The sequence below is a fragment of the Bradyrhizobium sp. USDA 3364 genome, assembly GCF_054056355.1.
Window position 1 is genome coordinate 1,350,938 of sequence record NZ_JBSRYG010000002.1, and the last position, 20,162, is coordinate 1,371,099.

Genomic DNA, 20,162 nt, shown 5'->3' on the forward strand with positions numbered 1-20,162 from the left:
GGGAAATCCCTTGAGCCGTCAGGCCGCGGTTTCGAACTGGGCGTAGCCACAGGCCTCGAGTTCCAGCGCGAGTTCCTTGCCGCCACTCTTCACGACGCGGCCTTTCGACATCACGTGCACATAATCGGGCACGATGTAATGAAGGAGCCGCTGATAGTGGGTGATCACGATCATCGCCCTTTCCGGCGAACGCAGGCCGTTGATGCCGCTCGCGACAATACGCAGAGCGTCGATATCCAGCCCGGAATCGATCTCGTCCAGTATGCATAGACTCGGCTCGAACAACGCCATCTGCAGTACCTCGTTGCGCTTCTTCTCGCCGCCCGAGAAGCCGACATTGACGCCGCGCTTGAGCATATCCCGGGTAATGTTGAGTGACCCGGCCACCTCACGGACCTTTTTCAGAAATTCGGGCGTGGATAATTCCCCTCGGCCGCGCGCCCTGCGCTGGGCGTTCAGCGCCGTGCGCAGGAAGTTCATGGTGGTGACGCCGGGGATCTCGACCGGGTACTGGAACGCCAGAAACACGCCCTTGGCGGCGCGCTCATTGGGCTCCATCTCCAGGAGGTCCTCGCCCCTGAAGAGGATCTGGCCGCCCGTGACTTCATAGCCCGGCTTGCCGGCGATGACGTGCGACAGCGTCGACTTGCCGGAGCCGTTCGGCCCCATGATCGCGTGCACTTCGCCCGCATTGACCATAAGATCGAGGCCACGGATTATTTCACGACTGTCGACACCAACATGCAGATCTTGGATTTCGAGCAGCGTCATTTTTGATCTGATTCCTCAAAATGCGTCGTCCGGAACGGCGAGCCGCGTTCGGGGCTCGCGGGACGTTTGGTTATCCGACAGATCCCTCGAGAGAGATCGAGATCAGCTTCTGCGCCTCCGCTGCGAACTCCATCGGAAGCTTTTGCAGGACATCTTTCGCGAAACCGTTGACGACAAGGCCGATGGCCTGTTGCTCGCTCAAGCCTCTTTGCGAGCAGTAGAACAGCACGTCCTCGGAGATCTTCGACGTCGTCGCCTCATGCTCGAACGTCGCCGAGGAGTTCTTGGCCTCGACATAAGGCACCGTGTGCGCGCCGCACTTGTCGCCGATCAAGAGCGAATCGCAGGCGGTGTAGTTGCGCGCGCCGGTCGCTTTGCGGTGCGCGCTGACGAGGCCGCGATAGGTGTTCTGCGACTTGCCGGCGGCGATGCCCTTGGAAATGATCCGGCTCGACGTGTTCTTGCCGAGGTGAATCATCTTGGTGCCAGAGTCGACCTGCTGGAAGCCGTTCGAGATCGCGATCGAATAGAACTCGCCGCTCGAATTGTCGCCGCGCAGGATGCAGCTCGGATACTTCCAGGTGATCGCCGAACCGGTCTCGACCTGGGTCCAGGAGATCTTGGAATTCTTGCCGCGGCAGTCGCCACGCTTGGTGACGAAATTGTAGATGCCGCCCTTGCCTTCCGAGTTACCCGGGTACCAGTTCTGCACCGTCGAATACTTGATCTCGGCATCATCAAGCGTGACGAGCTCGACCACGGCGGCATGCAGCTGGTTCTCGTCGCGCTGCGGCGCGGTGCAGCCTTCGAGATAGGAGACGTAGGAGCCCTTGTCGGCGATGATCAGTGTGCGCTCGAACTGGCCGGTGTTGCGCTCGTTGATGCGGAAATAGGTCGACAGCTCCATCGGGCAGCGCACGCCCGGCGGCACATAGACGAACGAGCCGTCCGAGAACACAGCCGAGTTCAACGTCGCGAAATAATTGTCCGACGTCGGCACCACGGTGCCGAGATATTTCTGCACCAGATCGGGATGCTCGCGGATCGCCTCCGAGATCGGCATGAAGATCACGCCGGCCGCCTTCAGCTCCTTCTGGAAGGTGGTCGCAACCGAGACCGAGTCGAACACGGCGTCGACCGCGATCTTGCGATTCGGCACCTGCTCGCCACCGGGCGTCGGCTCAACGCCTTCCAGGATCGCGACCTCGCGCAGGGGAATGCCGAGCTTCTCGTAGGTCTTGAGGATTTCCGGATCGATCTCGTCGATCGAGGACAGCGTCTTCTTCGGATTCGGCGCCGCGTAGTAATAGATGTCCTGGTAGTCGATCTTCGGATAGTCGACGCGCGCCCAGGTCGGCTCGGTCATGGTCAGCCAGCGGCGATACGCCTCCAGCCGCCATTCCAGCATCCAGGCCGGCTCATTCTTCTTTGCGGAGATGAAGCGGACGGTGTCTTCCGACAGCCCCTTCGGGGCCTTGTCGGACTCGATCAGCGTCTCAAACCCATATCGATACTGGTCGACGTCGATGCGCCGGACGCGCTCGACCGTCTCTTGTACAGCTACCATTGCCCACTCCGTTCACGCATGGACGATTCCCGGCGGCAATGATCGCGTCGCCTCTCCTCCGAGCGGATCGCGCAAGTCACGGCCGACTCGAGGCCAGTTTGGGAAAGAACCAGGAGACGAACCCAAAAGGGAGCCGCCCTCGATAGGGTTTCGATCATGTTTTGCGCCGGAGTGCCACCCGTAGGCTATGCCGGCACACAGGTATCAGGAACCGGACAAACGACGGCGCATTGCGGCGCATCAAAATGCCCTTCACATTGAGTGCACTGGCTCGGATTAATCACATATATGTCATTCTTCAGGCTGATCGCGGCGTTAGGGCATTCGTACTCACACGCACCACAGACCGTGCATTGTGACGCGATTATTTTGTAGGCCATCACTACGATTCCATAAGCAAAGGTGCGAGACGACGCCTTGCTTTCAAATCTCATGCCAAGGAGTCTTGTGCTTGATTTGTCTTGGCTACTTTCGATAGCGCAAGCCGCCGCCTCGACCAGGTGTCGTAAACCCTACAATCGGCATCGCAGCTGCTTGATCTCGTAGCTTGCGCATTGTCGAGATTTCGCGATAGCCAGCGATCATGTGAAGGGGTTCGCCAATAAGAAGCAGCTCGGCTCGACCTGACGTGGCGGCGGAGCGCTTTTGAAGTGGTCTCGATTGTAGCCGTGCCACCGTCTTGGGGGGATCGCAGATCGCCCTCTGGTGATGGTTCTGCTCACCCGGACAGCGGCAGCGAAGGCACCACGATGTCAATCGGGCAACGTCGTCATCGGCTCAAGCAACGTCTCCATACCGCAACCAGAAAAATCGTCGCGATGGCGCTAAATGGAGCCGCTCCGGTGATCGAGGGCCCCCTGGCCGAGCTGGCGCACGCAAATGTTCAAATCTCGCAGATTACAGCCGCGCTCGGCGTCGCGAATAAATCTCAGCGGACCCCAGCAGATTGATAGAGCCGAAAAAAAGCCACCCCGGAGGGTGGCCCAAGTCAGGGAGGAAACGCCCATAGGGGCCTCTGGGATCAGGCTGCAGCCTGCTCGATCGGTGAGAACGGGAGCCCGAGACTGTCGGCCACCGCCTTGTAAGTCAGCCGGCCTCGATGGACGTTGAGGCCTGCACGCAAATGCGGATTTTCCAACACGGCGGAAAAACCCTTATTGGCTAGAGCCAAGCCAAACGGCAGCGTGGCGTTATTTAGTGCCTGGCTCGAGGTCAGCGGCACGGCGCCGGGCATATTGGCCACGCAATAATGAATGATGCCATCCACTTCATAGGTTGGATCGGCGTGAGTGGTTGGGTGGGAAGTCTCAAAACAGCCGCCCTGATCGATAGCGACATCCACGAGCACAGCCCTCTTGCGCATCGAGCTCAGCATGCTCCGGCGGATCAGCTTGGGCGCACTCGCACCTGGAACGAGCACGGCACCAATCACAACATCGGCCGCAAATACCTCTTCCTCCACAGCTTCGATGGTCGAAAACCTGGTTCGAACGCGCCCTTCGAATAGCTCATCCAACTCGCGCAACCGAGGTATCGAGCGGTCGATGATGCTCACCTCTGCACCCAGACCGGCCGCCATCCGTGCCGCGTGCGTACCAACGACGCCACCACCGACCACCACGATGCGGGCCGGCTGAACACCGGGCACGCCACCGATCAACAGCCCTCGTCCGCCTGCACTGCGCTTTAGCGCGCTACCCGCCGCTTCGACCGCGAGCCTGCCTGCGACCTCGCTCATCGGAGCCAGCAGCGGAAGGCCACCATGCCCATCAGTCACGGTCTCATAGGCGATTGCCGTGCATCCCGATTTTAGAAGCCCCTTGGCCTGCTCCGGGTCCGGCGCCAGATGCAGATATGTGAACAGGATCTGGCCCTCCCGCAGCTGGCTCCATTCGGACGGCTGAGGCTCCTTGACCTTCACAATCATTTCGCTCGATGCGAATACCTCAACTGCAGAATCCAGAATCGCTGCGCCGGCGCTGCGATAATCGTCATCGGTTGCGCCGATGCCAGCGCCGGCATTGGTCTCGATCATTACGCGGTGTCCTGCTGCCGCGTATTCGCGGACGGCTCCAGGGGTCAGGCCCACTCGATATTCGTGTGCCTTGATTTCCTTGGGAACTCCGACCTTCATTTGCAAACTCCTTGCTAGTGCGCCTTTCTAATTGAAAGAGCGCAGCGATATTGCGACGCAGCAGCCCAAATTGCGCAGGAATTCAGCGATCTTTGACCAGCCGTGCAGGTTTTCGATGCCGAATGGGTTGAGCGACCGTGCTCGCTAAGCTTAACCGTCGTACTCCGCGATGGAGATGACGCGCTTAATCGGATTCTCGGCTCGCAGAAAAGTTAACAACGATTCCAGTCTTGCCGACATTGTTAAAGAGCGAACAACGTAGTCTGCCAGTGAGGCAGGATTTGCCCAGCGGCTGGATTGCTTGCCACCGCTGATGGCCAAATGACCATTGATCATCAACCTGATTCTTAGATGCGCACGCTTGACGCCTTCATGCTCGTCGCAAATGGGCGTGGATTGTTCAACATATCCGAGGCAACTGTTCGCCTGACAACCAATCGACGATCCGTCCGCCGCCGAAACTGGTCGCTATCTGCACAAATTTGTGATCGTCAGCTACCGTCTCGCCAATATCAGCAGCATCGCGTCCGAGCGGATGCGCCTTCATAGCTGCAAGCACTGCATCGGCCAAATCGGGCGCGACGATCGCAACGAGCTTGCCCTCATTGGCGACATGGATCGGATCAAGCCCAAGGAGTTCGCAGGTTGCCGCGACCGCTGCCTTCACCGGAATGGCTGCTTCCTGTAGACGGAAGCCAAGGCCCGATTGATGCGCAATTTCGTTGAGGGTTGCGGCAAGACCGCCGCGCGTGGGGTCGCGCATCACCCGGATGCCGGCGCCGCCAGCCGCAATCATAACGGCGACAAGGTCATGTAGCGCTGCGGAATCCGACACGATCTCGGTTTGAAACGCGACGTTCTGGCGTTTTGACATGATCGCCACGCCATGGTCGCCAAGGCTGCCGGACACCAACACACGGTCCCCGACCATAGCCTTATCGGCGGAGAGATCGAACCCATGGGCCAGAGCCCCGATTCCGGTCGTGGAGATAAACAGACCATCAGCCTTGCCGCGCTCGACGACCTTAGTGTCCCCCGCAATGATGTAGACGCCCGCGCCGCGTGCTGCCGCGCCCATCGAATCCGCAATCGTCTTCAGATCAGACAGCGGGAACCCCTCCTCAATGATGAAGCTGGCCGACAGATAGAGAGGGCGCGCGCCGGACATCACGACGTCGTTGATCGTCCCGTGCACAGCGAGTGAGCCGATATTGCCGCCAGGAAAGAACAGCGGCGAAACCACATAACCGTCGGTCGTCATCACCATTTTACCCGTCGCAACGTCAAAGGCCGATTGATCATTGCAGCGGGCAAGCCATTCATTACCGAAGGCTCGGTGAAAAAGGCTGGAGATCAGCTGTGCCATGGCTCGTCCCCCGGCCCCATGGGAAAGATCAACGCGTCCGTTCTCGATATCGAGCTTGCGTTGATAGCCCTGTACGCTCATGACGTTCGCCTCACCTGATCATCGCGAACCCGGCCATATGTCCAATACGCCGCACAGGCGCCTTCCGATGAGACCATGCAGGATCCTATGGGAGTTTCCGGCGTGCAGAGGGTTCCAAACAGCTTGCAATCGACTGGCCGCTTGGCGCCGCGCAGGATGGCGCAGCACTCGCACGCCGGATTGTCGGCGACCCGCAGTTCGTGCATCGCAAAACGCGCCTCCGCGTCGAACCGCGCGTAGGCCTGCTTCAGCTTCAGTCCACTATTTGGTACGAAACCGAGCCCGCGCCATTCGAACTGCTCACGCGGTTCGAATGCCTGCGAGACCTCGTCTTTGGCGCGCCGATTGCCTTCACGCCTCACTGCACGGCTGTATTGGTTCTCCACGTCGTAGCGGTCTTCGTTCACCTGTCGCACCAGCATCAGGATCGCCTGCATCACGTCGAGCGGTTCAAATCCCGCGATCACGATCGGCTTGCCGAATTGTTCCGCCAGGAGCTCGTAAGGCTGCGTCCCGATGATCGTGCTGACATGTGCAGGCCCGACGAAACCGTCGATTGCAGCCCCGCCGATATTGCGGATCTTAGGGTTCTCGAGAATGCTCTGCATCGCAGAGGGTGTAAGCACGTGGTTGCAGAACACGCTAAGGCTCTTCAGCCGCTTCTTCTCGGCTATCCGGATCATCACGGCCGTCGGGGGTGTCGTGGTCTCAAATCCGATGGCAAAGAACACGACCTCGCGGCTCGGCGCCTGTTCGGCGATTCGGATAACGTCGAGCGTCGAGTACACCATCCGGATGTCTGCGCCGAGCGCCTTGGCTCGCAACAGGGACTGTCCTTGCGAGCCGGGCGCCCGTATCAGATCGCCGTAGACGCAAAGGGTGACCTCCGGCCGCTCGACGAGACGAATCGCCATGTCGATCCGGCTGGCAGGTAGAACACAGACCGGACAACCGGGCCCGTGGATCATGCGCACATTCGCGGGCAGCAGATCCTCAAGGCCATAGCGTGATATCGCATGAGTGTGTCCACCGCAGAATTCCATGAACCGATAGGCTTTTTGCCGATCGGCTTCGGCGCTAATCGCAGCGGCGAGCCCCTGCGCAAGGGTCTTGTCGCGAAATTCGTCGGTATATCTCATGGCCGGAGTTCCTGCCCTGTGCTGCCTAGCTCCTGCAGGAGCTCCAGCGTGCGCGTGGCTTCTATCGGATCGATCTTGGCCAGCGCATACCCAACATGGACAAGGACGTGATCACCGACGTCGAGCTCGTCGATAAGAGCAATCGATATCTCCAGGCTAACACCATCGATGCACACGGCGGCCATGTGGTCAGGAAGAATTTTTACGATCTTTGCCGGAACCGAAAGACACATATCAGCCTCTCCCTTCGCTGGCGGACGACTGTTCAGCAATCTGCAAAGCGGCAATCCAGGCTTGGCCAAGGCTCAAACCACCGTCGTTGGGCGGCACCCGCTGTGGCACCAGCGGGGTCAGGCCGGCAGCGCAGCACCCGCGCCAGATTTCATCCATCAGTATCGCGTTCTGAAAGCAGCCTCCGCTCAGAACGACGGTATTGACGCCGGTTGTCCGCGCGGAGCGCATGACCCAGTCAACGCAGGCAGCGGCGAAGGTGCCATGAAACAAGCCGGCTCCGCCCGCAGCGTCAATGTCGTCCGCAATCAACCGCGCAAACAGCGGACGAAGCGACAGAACGCCACCATCGATCGTCCACCCGGCCTCTAGAATCGCAGTCCGCCGCACTAGCGCCTCAAGCTTGATCGCGGCTTCTCCTTCATAGCTCTGCCAACTCACAATCCCCAGCAGCGCCGCCACCGCGTCGAATAGCCGGCCCGCGCTGGTGGTGGTGGCCCCGCCCGACTGATCGAGCAAGGCCGAGATACATCGAGCTTGCCGTTGCGCTGCAAAGCGCGGCGCGATTTCGTTACCCCGTCCGAGCCAGTGTAGTATCGCGCTCGCCATGCGCCACGGCTCACGGGATGCGCGATCACCACCAGGCATTTGCAGCGGCGCGAGATGCCCGATGCGTCGGCACATCGCGCCTTCGCACAACAATAGCTCGCCACCCCAGTTACCAGTATCCGAGCCAACGCCATGGCCGTCGAGCACCAGAGCTAGCGCCGGTCCCGCATGGCCATGTTCAGCGATCACGGCGGCGGCGTGTGCGTGGTGGTGCTGGACTGCAATCAGCGCGCGGTCGCTTGCTTGCGCAAAGCGGGTGGATGCCATGTCGGGATGCAGATCATGAGCGATGACGACAGGCTCTACGTCAAGGATCGATGTAAGGTGTTGGATCGTCCCCTCGAACACACGGATGCCTTCGGGCGTATTGAGATCGCCAATATGTTGGGAAACGAACGCTTGGTTGTCGCGCGTGATGGTGACGGTCGATTTCAGCGCGCCGCCGACGGCGAGCACGGGCGGCACAGATTGCGCGAGCTGGATCGGTTCGGGAGCATAGCCACGAGCGCGACGAATGAATTGGGAGCGGCCAGCCACCACCGCGACCACGGAGTCATCAGCACGCGTTAAAATATCCCGATCATGGGTCACGACAAGGTCGGCGACCGCCTCGAGTCGGCGCTCCGCCTGCGCGTTGTCGATCAGGAGCGGCTCGCCGCAAGGATTGGCACTGGTGACGACAATGACCGGGCTTGGTTCCGCAATCCACGCTCCTGTCGAGCGAAGCGCATGAAAGATCAGATGATGCAGCGGGGCTACAGGCAACATGACGCCAACGCGAGACAAGCCGGGCGCTATGGCGGGCGCCAGACATTTGCGCGAAGTTAAGAGCACAATGGGCCGCGCTGCGGATTCGAGTAGCGCGAGCTCGAGAGCGTTCGCTTCCGCGATCTCGTTGACGCACTCTATGGAACCGAGCATAACTGCAAACGGCTTCTGACGGCGCTGCTTTCTGCTGCGCAGGCGCTGCACAGCGTCCTGGTTCCGGGCATCGCAGAGGAGCTGGTAGCCGCCGAGACCCTTTATGGCTATGACTTGACCGCCTGCGATTGCAGCGACAATGGCGTTGATCCCATGGCTAAGCCGAGGGCCACATTCTGGACACGCGATCGCCTCCGCATGAAACCTGCGGCTCGCCGGATCCGCATATTCGGCCGTGCAGGCGGCGCACAGCCTGAACGCCTTCATCACCGTGTTGTGGCGATCGTATGGGAGCCGCCCGGCAATAGTGTAGCGTGGACCACAATGGGAGCAACTAATGAAGGGATAAAGGTAATGGCGATTCTGTGGATCGAATAGCTCGCTGAGGCATTGCCCGCAGGTCGCGGCGTCGGCGATAATGTGCGTTGACAATTTTCCGCCTTCGCTCGCGCCGATCGAAAAGTTTTCTGTCGCGAGCGCCGCTGTCTCCTGAACGCAGATGTGGTCGATGCGCGCCAACGGAGGCGCCTCGAGCGGCAATGTGGCAAGAAATTCTGACGCACGGCCACCTTCGACTTCGATTGTGACGCCCTCCGGGCCGTTGGCGACAAATCCCGCCAATCCGTACCGCGTAGCGAGGCCATAGACGTAAGGACGAAAGCCGACCCCTTGCACCGCTCCGCTCACGCGCACGCGCAGTCGTGTTCGGTCGCAAATGGTTGCGGCGCTCATCGCCTGGCGTCCTCTACGGCCTGCCTTTGGTGGGCCACCTGTCTATCGATCCAAGCGTAGAGCGCGCCAAAACCCTCGCCGGTACGGGCCGAGACCGTGAGCACTTCGATCTTTGGGTTGGCGCGTCTGGCATATCCAATGGTCTTGTCCAGATCGCACTCAAGCAGTGAGGCCAGATCGATCTTGTTGATCACCATGAGTGAAGAAGCCGCGAACATATCGGGATATTTCAGCGGCTTGTCTTCACCTTCGGTCATCGACAACACAACGATCTTGCAGGCCTCGCCAAGATCGAAGGCCGCGGGACAGACTAGGTTACCGACGTTCTCGATGAAGAGAATACCGCGCGTGAGCCGCGGCAAGCGGCGATAAGCCTCGCCAATCATTGCAGCATCGAGATGGCACCCCTTACCCGTATTGACTTGAATAGCTGGCACACCGGCCGCTCGAATGCGTTCGGCATCGTTTGAGGTCTGCTGATCGCCCTCGATGACTCCGGTCGGATAGCTGAGCTTGAGCTCGGATACGGCGCGGACGAGCAACGAGGTTTTGCCCGCACCGGGACTCGACATAAGATTAAATACCAGCAGCTCATCGGCCGCAAAGAGCGTCCGGTTGTCGGCCGCGATCGCATTGTTCTTGCCGAGGATGTCACGCTCGACCCAAATGATGCGTTCGCGGCTCGTGCCCTTGACCTTCAATCCAGCTGGGCCGGCGCCGCAGCTCAGAAGCGCTTGCCGACCACCATCACTCTGATAATGTTCGTGATCATGACCGTGGCGGGCATGGGACGAATGCTGCACCCTCTCGTCGCCGTGAAAATGCGCGTCATGGCGCTCGCCATCGTTCTGCTTATGAGGACAGCAACGGCCTTGGCTCGCCGGATCACGCCCTCTGGCAAGTTCGAACGAAGACGTCGCTTGGCTGCAACCGCAAACGGTACACATCAATCGATCTCCAGTTCTTTCACTCGCATCTGTTCGCCGCCGGTTACTTGCAACTGGTAGCTCCCGCAGCAAGGACAGGGGTCACCGCGGCGAGCAATTTCGACACTGCTAGAACAGCTCATGCACCAGGCGACCCCCGGGAGTTCGAGGATCTCAAGAGCTGCCCCCTCGGCAATCGTTCGCGTTGCAACGACAGCAAAGCAGAACCTGATCGCATCAGGCGCGACATGGCTGAGCGCCCCGATTTCGAGACAGATGCTCCGCACCCGCGACAACGATCGGTGACGCACCTCCTCCTCGACGATTTGGATGATGCCCAGACAAACCGCCATTTCATGCATCTTCAACTTTGCGAAACCTGAGTGTGAATCCGACACAGGGGTCGAGCGATTCAATCACCGCACGAACCGCTTTCTGATGCCGTCTCGCCGTCAGCGCCGCGCCCTGCAGGTTCCGGACAACCGGTCCGCTCCTATGGAAATTCCATTCCGTCGGAGCAAGAAATTCGAAGCGGCATATCTGGCCCTGAGGATCAAGCTCAACCGCGTGATAGAGCCTGCCCCTGGCGCATTCGACCGCGGTCGCGGCGCGTCCCGAACCCAACCGGTAGCTTTCGATGATCCCAGGCTCCGCTGAGTCGATATGAGCGCCGGACTTGAGCCAATCGCAGAGCCGAACGATCTCTGCAATTCTGGCCTTCAGCCGCTCGACCGCACCCGACCGACCCAGCCAGAGCCGATCACGCGTCATTTGGCGTGCCCATGGACCCGTCTCGGGCGCGCGCCCCCCAAGGTCGGGACAATGACAAAATGTCGGATCATCGCCGAGCAGCCGTTCAATGATGTTTCGGTCGTCGGCAACGGACAGGAACGAGTGCGCGATCCGGATCGATTTCAAGTCGATCTCGTCCAGCGCGGCTATACGAATTGCCAATGGGCTGCCGGGCCTGGGCGCGCCATCTCCGTTCGGCATGCCGATCGCGGCCAGCCCAGCCACAATTCTTGCCGTCGCTTCGCGTCGAGCAGCACCGCAGGCCGGTTGTCCGCTACCGATAAGTGCGGACATTCCCTGCATCACGGAACGAATCGCGGCGGCACCGGCGATGTCCTGCGCAAGGTGTCCGACCAAGAGGCCCCGCAGCAATTCCGCGATGCGCTCGGCAACGACCAGCGCAATACGATGCTGTTTCGTCGTGCGGGTAATCGCTTCGTCCCGCGCCGTCTCGATCGCAAACAGCAGCGCGGTTTGTTGCGCAACAGCACACAATGCGAAGAGCCGGGGGATCTGTTTGAGCAGCGACGAAGCCGGTCTGCCGGCGAACAGCCGCGCCAGCAGTGGCCGGGCTCGTGGCAGGATCTCGACCGCGGCAATTACGTCGGCAGCAAGCCAGACCGTGACATCGATTTTGTTGCGGATCGCGAAGCTCATATGCACCGCTGCGTCATTAGCTTGCGCGGAACGGCAGCCGCGCTGTCTGCGAGATCCCGCTGGATTTCGAGTATCTTTAAGTTCTTCATGTGAGGTACGCCTCCATAATTGCCTGCAGGCGCCCGGCGGAGTCCTCGAAATCCTCGTCAGCAGCCAAGGCTACGATCGGCACGTTTCCCACCTCCACCGTATCGAGGATGACGTCGTCCAAAGAATTGAAGTACTGTACCGACCAGACGTTCCTCACCCCGGTCGCCTGCACGCGGCATGTGCCGTAACCGCGGAAGATGAGCTGGACCGGACCATTGCCCAAACTTTGCTGCAGGAACGCCATGTCAACAGCACTCATCGGCAGCAACGTCAGATTGATAACATGCGCCCGCATGCCTGACCGCCAGACACGCGCCCGCTCGCGTATTTCCGCAAGTACCGCGAGCACGTTCATGGCGCCGTCCGGCGCCGCGCCGATCGGAAAGTCGGCAGACGTCAACTCAGTTGCGGCGCGCTGCACAATCTGCGGGATTGCCCCAACCTCGACATATTCGTGCGTCGGCTCGGACCCGATACGCACGCGCCAGATTCCTGCAAGGACCGTCTCCCGGAGTTGCGCAAAAGAGCCATCTGGCAGCGCGACCACGCCGGCGACCTCGCCCTCCCCGAGCACCTCGCCAATCAGCTTGCGCTCGAGCTCGCTGAGATTGGCGAGTCCGTACAGCTGCGTCCGAGTGCTCTGCCTCTGGCCGCGAGCGGCAGCGGCGACATTCGACAACAGCACCGTGACATTCGGATAGTTCCTTGCAAGCTCGTTGCCGTCGCGCTGGGCGCGCTTGACTACCGCCTCCATAGTCGTCAGGCCGCGATGGAATACATCGAGACTTTCCGTCCCCCTGGCAGACTTGCTCACCACCTGCTCGACGTCCCCGGATACGACGCGGACCGCTGTTTTCATGATACGATGTCCCGTTGGATCTATCGGGAGGCATAGCCGGCACAAATGCTACCCGCGTACAGCCAAACGATCGGTACGACGATGCGGTTCATCTTGACCAAACGGACCAGGCGCCTGCCGATCAGGCAGAGCGTATCGTGCCGATGGCACAAATTGGCGTCGATCGACGACGCGGGCCGAGTCTTCCGACCAGCTTTCCAGTCAACGCATGCGCAGGCCCTGCGCCTTGCACGCAACGCCGAGAAGCCTTGATCAATTAAAGCCTTGATCAATTCAGGAAGGGATAATGCGACATGGACGGCCCGGAGCGAATGCATGGCAGCGACCGCCAGCAGCACTTCGGGCGCGCTCGCGGAAGCGTGCGTGGCCAGGCGTGCATGCGCGCTGATGCTCTCCACCTCGGACGGACAGGTTGCGAGATCATGCCGCGCCGGCTGGAACTTCATCAGACTCCCTTCAGATAGTCCTTGGTTTGAGCTAGGTGAGATGTAGCAAGGCACGTGCCAATCATCGTCGCGCTGTGAGGGAGACTGGAATCATCGCTCGAAGCATTGACCTTTCCATGCGGAAGGTGCGCGCGATTGATCGATTTGCGAGCAGGCTTAGTCACCGCAACATCCGCAGCAGAACCGCTAACGTAGATGCTCGGGCAATTGCGGCTCACGACCGACCAGGTCCGCAAAAAAGGGGCCGCAGTCCTGGCCGTTACGGCTGGCGTCAAGCCCGTCGAGTGCTTCCGAGATCAGTCTTGCTTCATCCTCATTCAAGAGTCGCACGGCGGTGTCGATATGAACGAGCACCCTGGCACCGACCGGGGCGCAGTAGAGCAGCATGACCGAGACACGCCGCTGTTCGTTGCGATACTCACAAAGTGCCGTGATGTCGTCCGTCTCAACAATCATCATTGGTAAGCCAAGGCACATGATCAATCGCGGGCCGCTAGATCGGCTGCGCTCCCATCTCATAACTTGCATGGTCGATATTGTTCGCCAACAGCCGTTCTGATGCAGGCAGCGGCGCCGTTCGCGGTGCGGCCGGCGAGCCCCACTGCGCCAGGAGTTTGCAAGCCAATTCGATCGCCGGCGCAATCTGGAAGCGCACCGGAGCCGTCAGCGGACCGCCCCAGTGCTGCAGGTCCAGCGCCTGACATCCGATGAGAGCGAGGTCTCGCGGGCAGCGGCCAAGCAGATCGGCCGCACTCAAGACCTCCTGAAAGCCGGTCTGATGTAGACTTATCTTCTTGGCACCAGCAAATTTTGGCACCTCGGCGTCCCGCATGAGCTTCAACTCTCCGGGCGGGAGTGCAAAGTCGATGGCATCGAACACGATCAGGCAATCGGCCTGCTCAAGATAACTCACGAGGTAGAGCCCCTGCGTGCCGCCATCAAGGATGGTGACGTTGTCAGCGACTACATAGCGGCGATGGAACTCCTCTACCGCCCGCACGCCGAACCCCTCATCGGCCCACAGGATATTGCCGATGCCAAGCACAAGGATCCGCTGCTTGTTCTCCGGAACTAGTAGCCGCGTGCTATTCAATCGCGAAACTCGCGCTCACCCGAAATCATGGAGGAGATGCTCCGGCGCGACATGATGTCCTCCCGGATCACTGCGTAGATGTGAACCAGAACAAAGACCAAGATCACCCACAGGCCCAGATGATGCCAGGTATGGACGTCCTGGCTATTCGGCCAGATTGAAAACACCCAGCCGAACAGCCTGTCCTGCCAACTGTCGCTACCGGCGCCCTGCCCATAAAGTGCAAAGCCTGTGACGATCATGAACGTGATCGTTTGCGTAAACATAAGGAACATTGCGAGCTGAGCCAGGGGGTTGTGCCCGACGCGTCTGTCGGGCTCAACTGCAAGGAACCCGTACCGGCGAATCTCGTGGTGCACCTCGCGCCAAAAGCACCCGCGCCAGAGCGGAACACAAAAGATCTGCGTGGCATGTCGATTTCCAATCAGGGCCGAGTAAATGCGCAGAACAAAGCCGACGCTGAGGACATATCCCGCAGAGAAATGCGCAAATCGGATATAGCCGAACAGGAAATTGCCGCTTGCTTGTCCCGACATCGCCGGTGTGCCCGTTCCAATCAGATAGCCGGTTAAGGCCAACATCAGAATGGCCGCCGCATTGACCCAGTGCCACAGTCGCACCGGCGCGTCATAAACGTAGGCGCCGCGATGGCCGATGCCGCGCTCGGTCGGTGCCGCATCGACGGCAGCGGGAGGCTGCGGAGCCTTGTTCAGCATGGCCCTAACGAACATTGACCGAAGCCATCTCTTGGCCGTCAAGACTCATCACATGGGTCGAGCACGCCAGGCACGGATCAAAGGAATGGATCGTACGCAAGATCTCCAGGGGTCGCAGCGGATCGGCCAACGGGGTGCCGATCAGCGAGGCTTCAAAGGCGCCAATATTGCCCTTGGGATCGCGAGGAGATCCGTTCCATGTCGTCGGCACGACACATTGATAGTTGTCGATCTTTGTGTCCTTGATCTTGATCCAGTGTCCAAGCGCACCGCGCGGCGCCTCAGCGAAACCGTAGCCCATGGCCTCCTTGGGCCAGGTTTCCGGCTTCCATCTTGTGACATTGGCAGTTGCGGTATTGCCTGCCTTAATGTGGGCGACCAACTTATCCTGGAAATAACGCAGCTGATGCGCCGCCCACTGACATTCGAGTGCCCGCGCCGCGGTACGGCCGAGCGTCGAGAACATCGCCGTCAGGGGAAGATTCAGTCCCTTGAGCAGTCTGTCGGCCGGCTCCTTGAACTCGGCTTTGCCCTGCGCATAGCCGATGATGTATCGCGCCAAAGGCCCGACCTCGACGGCGTGGCCACGCCAGCGCGGCGCTTTGATCCACGAATACTTGCCGCCTTCGTCGAGTTCCTTGATATCAGTCTGACTGCCCTTGACTTTTGGCCCGAGCTCGAAACTCGGTTCGGTGATGCCATCCCATGGATGCAGTCCACAGCAATCGTGCGGGTATTTATACCACGAATGCGTGACGAACTCCTGGATCTGCTCCGGATCACTATGGTCGATCGGCAATATCTCCGTGAGGTTGCCATCAAGGATCACGCCGCGCGGCAGCTTGAGATTGTTCGAAGAACAGTCGTTGGCGTTTTCGAGGATGTCGCCATAGGACATTACGCTTTTGCTTGAAAGTCCGCCGCCATGGAGCCAATCCTTATAGAACGAGCCGATCATTGCGACGTCGGGCAGATAGACCTGCTCGACAAACTCGATCGAACGGTCGATGATCGAGGATACGAGATTAAGGCGCTCCATGTTGAGCGCACCCACCGCACCAGTTCCGTCGATGTTGATCGCACAGGGCACGCCGCCGACCAGCCAGTTCGGATGCGGATTCTTGCCCCCATAGACGGCCTGGATTTTGACGATCTCCTTCTGGAAGTCGAGCGCTTCCAAATAATGCGCCAGGGCCATCAGGTTCGCCTCCGCTGGAAGCTTGTAGGCCGGATGCCCCCAATAACCGTTCTTGAAGGGACCTAATTGCCCTGATCCGAAGAATTTAGTCAGCCTGATCTGCAGATCCTTAAAATAGCCAGGAGACGACAACGGCCACGGCGAGATGGACTGCGCCAGCGCGGAGGTCGACTTGGGGGCGGCCTGGAGCGCGGAGACCACGTCGACCCAATCGAGTGCGTGCAGATGGTAGAAGTGCACGAGATGATCATGCACGAGCAAGCACAGCTGCATGATGTTTCGGATCGAATTGGCATTCTCCGGAATCGTGATCCTTAACGCATTCTCAACCGCGCGCACGGAGGTCAGCGCATGGGTGCCGGTGCAGACACCGCAAATCCGCTCAGTAAACGCCCAGGCGTCGCGTGGATCGCGCCCGCGCAGGATGACTTCGATGCCACGCCACATCGTCCCGCTCGAAACCGCATTGCGGATCACGTTGTCGGCATCGACATTGGCTTCGACACGCAGATGGCCTTCGATGCGCGTCAACGGATCGATGACAATTCGCTTGCCGGAGCGATCGAGATTGAACCCATTTGGTATCTGTCCGGCCACCGTCGCCCTCTTCTCAATTCCGTTTACTTTGGTGGAGCTGTGCGATCCGGCTTGTTGGTCAACCGCTTCACGGCGGTGACCGCCGCATGGGCGGCGACGGTCAGCCCAACCACCCCGGCAGCAGCCATACCAATCTGATCGGCGTTCTTCTCAATGCCGAACTGCTTGATGGTCGTGAGTCGGTCGTAAAATGAACCCTTGTCCCAAAAGTCGTCTTCGGAGCAACTGAGGCAGCCGTGGCCGGATTGAATGGGAAACGAAACACCGCCGTTCCACCGAAGGGCCGAACAGGCATTGTAGGTGGTTGGCCCCTTGCAGCCCATCTTGTAGAGGCAATAACCCTTGCGCGCGCACTCATCGTCCCACTCTTCGACGAATTGGCCGGCGTCGAAATGGGAACGTCGATAGCATTTGTCGTGAATGCGCTCGGAATAAAACATCTTTGGGCGCCCTTGGCGATCGAGCTCCGGAAGCTTTCCGAACGTGGTGATGAAAGTCACCAAGCCGCTCATGACCTCTGCGATAGGCGGACACCCGGGCACCTTGATGATCGGCTTGTTCTTGATCACCTGATCGATCGGCGCAGCGCCAGTCGGATTGGGCTTGGCCGCCTGGACGCATCCCCAGGACGCACACGTGCCCCAAGCGATGATCGCCATCGACTCTTCCGCCATCGACCTGAGCTTTTCAACGAACGGCTTGCCGCCGTCAATGCAGAACATGCCCCCCTGCTTCAGCGGCGGATTACCTTCGACCGCAAGCACATACTTTCCTTTATACTTGGCGCGGGCTTCCTCCAGGATGGCTTCAGCCTGGTGTCCAGCCGCCGCCATGATCGTATCGTCATAGTCGAGCGAAATCATCGACAGCAGCGTGTCTTTGATCAGCGGATGGGCCGAGCGGATAAAGCTTTCCGAGCAGCAGGTGCACTCGAGCCCGTGCAGCCAGATGACGGGTACGCGCGGTTTGGTCTCCAGGGCATCGGCAATAGTGCTCGCGGCAAGCGGACCAAGTCCGAAGCTTGCGGCCGTCAAACTGCAGAATTTGTGGAAACTACGACGCGTGATGCCCTGACGTCTGATCACGCTGTAAAGCGTCTCCGTTGCCCCACCCATGAACCCTTCCATGTGAGTCGTCGTCGGCAGTAACGAACTGCTGACACAGCAGCAAGAAACAGGCCATCGGAGCGCAACACTTGACTGGTTGCCAAGCCAGCCTTTCGACACTTGCCCTATCGGCGGGCCGGCCAGCCTGCCACAGGCTCGCACCGTCGAGCCCTGTCATACCAGTGATGTCGGGCTTTGAACGTCGATGTGAGAACTTCAACAGAGCTGCACAATGATTTGCCAATCCAGGGCGACCACATCATACTCACTTTTGCACGATCGGAACACGCGCGCGCATGCCCATTGTTGAAGGAGTTGGTGCAGTTGACGGGCACCGCGCCAGCCGTCCATCTCAATCAGACTTGCTCTCTGCGGACCAATGGCGGGTTCGATCCGCGTCATAGTCCGACTGCGGAAACACGCCAAAGTGGCGGCCCAGCGCCGCACAGAACGCGATGCCGAGCCGCGCAGCGTACATGCTTTGATTTGCAGGGCGGATCGATCCGATCTGTCTGTCATTCAATGTGGCTGCCGCACGGCATTACCACGGGATCGAGCGCGAAGGTCTGGATGTTCTGAAGCGATCATCTAGGAGTGCATCGCGCGAACCAATCGACGGCAAGGCGCGGTCCTCTTAGCATATCACGACACCGCACTCACCTGCGAGAGTCTCTTCGCGATGCCGGAGGCGTCGCATTCGTTCCTAGCACCGGCGCAATCTGGCCGAGTATAGCGGGCGCTGACGTTCAGTCATCGGTGTCCAGCGGCAACGCCGGTTGCCAACTAGCCAAAAACCGTCGTCGGGCTCGTTCAACGCCGGGTAAATTATCGAAGTATTCCAGCATAGACGATGTACTGGACTTGTTCGCGATAGTACTTCCGGATTTCTCCGGGCGCGGCCGTTCCGACGACCACGATCAGACGCTCCTTCGGGTCGCAGAAAAATTGTGTTCCGTAAGCGCCGGTCCAGGTGAACTCACCTGGATTGCCCGGAACCGCCGAGATACCCTCGCTTATGCGCACAGCCACTCCGAGTCCAAAGCCGAAGCCGGCACGATGCGCCTCCACATTGGCGACCTTATTCTTGATCTCCGGCCCGAGGTGGTTGGAGATCATGTGGCGCACCGTCTTCGGGCCGAGAATGCGCTGCCCATCGAGCTCCCCGCCGTTTAGCAGCATTTGCCCGAAGCGCACATAGTCACCGACGGTCGCAAACGCGCAGGCTCCTCCGCAGTCAAACATTGTCGGACTTTCGAGGAGCTCGATCTCTTGAGGCTTTCCAGTCAGCGGGTCGTCTGGAAACGGATGCGCGAGGCGCTCGCGTTGTGATGTGGATAAATGGAAAGTGGCATCCTGCATCCCGATCGGCTTCCACAGGTTGCTGGCAAGATAGTCGCCCAATCGTTGTCCGCTGACCTGTTCCACAACAGCTCCGAGCACGTCGGTCGAGAAGCCGTATTCGAATTCCGTCCCCGGTTGGTGCGCTAGCGGCAACTTGGTAATGGCCTGGATAAAAGTCTGCTTGTCACCCTTTAGCGCCGGGGCTGCAAAATTCGGGTACAGACGCGCCACTTGGTCTGGACTATCTGGAGGCGCGCCATAGGTGAGACCTGATGTGTGCCGATAAAGATCGTGGATGTAGATCGGAGAACTCTGCGCTTGATACTTTAACGAACCGTCAGGCCGTGGCACCGCGACCTTCATGTTTGCGAATTCCGGGTAATAATCCGTGAGCCTGCTCCGTAGAGGCAGGCGACCTTGCTCCATGAGGGTGAGCCCGGCAACGGCCACCATCGGCTTGGTCATAGATGCAAGCGCGAACATCGCATCGAGCCGCATCGACGATCCTTTTGCAGGATCAAGTCGGCCATACGCCTTGTAATGAATCAGCTTGCCGTCTCGGGCGACTGCAACCACCGCGCCCGGCACGCGCTTGCTTTCGATCTCACGATCGAAGAACTCGTCTAGCTTGGCAAGGCGTTGCTGAGAAACTCCAACGTCATCGGCCATGGCCTCGGGCAGAGGCGCTGAATGCACTGAATTGAAGCTGATTCCAGCAACCACTGCGGCCATAACAAGCTTGTTCATTCTATCCTGGCTCGCGCTGCTCCAGCTCTGGCATGTCTGGTCT

Annotated in this window: 19 protein-coding genes; all 19 read right to left on the reverse strand. The window is 59.7% G+C overall.

What is annotated here, in order from left to right; genetic code table 11:
• Positions 1 to 18: 18 nt before the first annotated feature.
• Positions 19 to 771: a Fe-S cluster assembly ATPase SufC gene (gene sufC, locus ACVILL_RS06400; RefSeq protein WP_456728310.1), complete on the reverse strand. Its 753-nt coding sequence runs from the start codon at positions 769 to 771 to the stop codon at positions 19 to 21.
• A gap of 70 nt (positions 772 to 841) precedes the next feature.
• The gene (sufB, locus tag ACVILL_RS06405) at positions 842 to 2,338 is read right to left on the reverse strand and encodes a Fe-S cluster assembly protein SufB (protein ID WP_456728311.1); all 1,497 of its coding nucleotides are present in this window, start codon (positions 2,336 to 2,338) and stop codon (positions 842 to 844) included.
• Between the two features lie 185 nt (positions 2,339 to 2,523).
• A complete protein-coding gene (locus ACVILL_RS06410) occupies positions 2,524 to 2,718 on the reverse strand; it encodes a 4Fe-4S dicluster domain-containing protein (protein ID WP_128971097.1) in 195 nt (64 codons plus the stop codon).
• A 641-nt stretch (positions 2,719 to 3,359) separates the two neighbouring features.
• On the reverse strand, positions 3,360 to 4,472 hold the full coding sequence (gene ald, locus ACVILL_RS06415) for an alanine dehydrogenase (protein WP_456728312.1): 1,113 nt from the start codon (positions 4,470 to 4,472) through the stop codon (positions 3,360 to 3,362).
• Between the two features lie 400 nt (positions 4,473 to 4,872).
• Positions 4,873 to 5,919 (reverse strand): hydrogenase expression/formation protein HypE, encoded by a 1,047-nt coding sequence (gene hypE / locus ACVILL_RS06420; protein ID WP_456728313.1) that lies wholly within the window; start codon positions 5,917 to 5,919, stop codon positions 4,873 to 4,875.
• Complete coding sequence (gene hypD, locus ACVILL_RS06425; RefSeq protein ID WP_456728314.1) at positions 5,916 to 7,058, reverse strand: hydrogenase formation protein HypD; 1,143 nt, start codon at positions 7,056 to 7,058, stop codon at positions 5,916 to 5,918. Before hypD ends, hypE begins: the two co-directional genes overlap by 4 nt.
• The gene (locus ACVILL_RS06430) at positions 7,055 to 7,291 is read right to left on the reverse strand and encodes a HypC/HybG/HupF family hydrogenase formation chaperone (RefSeq protein WP_456728315.1); all 237 of its coding nucleotides are present in this window, start codon (positions 7,289 to 7,291) and stop codon (positions 7,055 to 7,057) included. The genes hypD and ACVILL_RS06430 overlap by 4 nt, the downstream gene beginning before the upstream one ends.
• 1 nt (position 7,292) lies before the next feature.
• Positions 7,293 to 9,551 carry a carbamoyltransferase HypF gene (gene hypF / locus ACVILL_RS06435; RefSeq protein WP_456728316.1) on the reverse strand — a complete coding sequence of 753 codons (2,259 nt, stop codon included), beginning with the start codon at positions 9,549 to 9,551 and terminating at the stop codon, positions 7,293 to 7,295.
• Positions 9,548 to 10,498, reverse strand: a complete 951-nt coding sequence (gene hypB / locus ACVILL_RS06440; RefSeq protein ID WP_456728317.1) for a hydrogenase nickel incorporation protein HypB — start codon at positions 10,496 to 10,498, stop codon at positions 9,548 to 9,550. Before hypB ends, hypF begins: the two co-directional genes overlap by 4 nt.
• The gene (gene hypA / locus ACVILL_RS06445; protein ID WP_456734193.1) at positions 10,498 to 10,839 is read right to left on the reverse strand and encodes a hydrogenase maturation nickel metallochaperone HypA; all 342 of its coding nucleotides are present in this window, start codon (positions 10,837 to 10,839) and stop codon (positions 10,498 to 10,500) included. The genes hypB and hypA overlap by 1 nt, the downstream gene beginning before the upstream one ends.
• The gene (locus tag ACVILL_RS06450; protein WP_456728318.1) at positions 10,832 to 11,926 is read right to left on the reverse strand and encodes a hypothetical protein; all 1,095 of its coding nucleotides are present in this window, start codon (positions 11,924 to 11,926) and stop codon (positions 10,832 to 10,834) included. The genes hypA and ACVILL_RS06450 overlap by 8 nt, the downstream gene beginning before the upstream one ends.
• An 85-nt stretch (positions 11,927 to 12,011) precedes the next feature.
• On the reverse strand, positions 12,012 to 12,875 hold the full coding sequence (locus tag ACVILL_RS06455; protein WP_456728319.1) for a hydrogenase expression/formation protein: 864 nt from the start codon (positions 12,873 to 12,875) through the stop codon (positions 12,012 to 12,014).
• A gap of 20 nt (positions 12,876 to 12,895) precedes the next feature.
• Positions 12,896 to 13,321 carry a hypothetical protein gene (locus tag ACVILL_RS06460; RefSeq protein WP_456728320.1) on the reverse strand — a complete coding sequence of 142 codons (426 nt, stop codon included), beginning with the start codon at positions 13,319 to 13,321 and terminating at the stop codon, positions 12,896 to 12,898.
• A gap of 186 nt (positions 13,322 to 13,507) precedes the next feature.
• On the reverse strand, positions 13,508 to 13,798 hold the full coding sequence (locus ACVILL_RS06465) for a HypC/HybG/HupF family hydrogenase formation chaperone (RefSeq protein ID WP_456728321.1): 291 nt from the start codon (positions 13,796 to 13,798) through the stop codon (positions 13,508 to 13,510).
• Between the two features lie 16 nt (positions 13,799 to 13,814).
• Positions 13,815 to 14,414, reverse strand: coding sequence for a HyaD/HybD family hydrogenase maturation endopeptidase (locus ACVILL_RS06470; RefSeq protein ID WP_456728322.1), 600 nt, complete (start codon positions 14,412 to 14,414; stop codon positions 13,815 to 13,817).
• Complete coding sequence (gene cybH, locus ACVILL_RS06475) at positions 14,411 to 15,130, reverse strand: Ni/Fe-hydrogenase, b-type cytochrome subunit (protein WP_456728323.1); 720 nt, start codon at positions 15,128 to 15,130, stop codon at positions 14,411 to 14,413. Before cybH ends, ACVILL_RS06470 begins: the two co-directional genes overlap by 4 nt.
• Before the next feature lie 4 nt (positions 15,131 to 15,134).
• Positions 15,135 to 16,925 carry a nickel-dependent hydrogenase large subunit gene (locus ACVILL_RS06480; RefSeq protein ID WP_456728324.1) on the reverse strand — a complete coding sequence of 597 codons (1,791 nt, stop codon included), beginning with the start codon at positions 16,923 to 16,925 and terminating at the stop codon, positions 15,135 to 15,137.
• 23 nt (positions 16,926 to 16,948) lie between these two features.
• Entirely contained in the window at positions 16,949 to 18,040 is a 1,092-nt protein-coding gene (locus ACVILL_RS06485; RefSeq protein ID WP_456728325.1) for a hydrogenase small subunit, read from the reverse strand.
• Between the two features lie 816 nt (positions 18,041 to 18,856).
• Positions 18,857 to 20,119, reverse strand: coding sequence for a serine hydrolase domain-containing protein (locus tag ACVILL_RS06490; RefSeq protein ID WP_456728326.1), 1,263 nt, complete (start codon positions 20,117 to 20,119; stop codon positions 18,857 to 18,859).
• Positions 20,120 to 20,162: the final 43 nt, after the last annotated feature.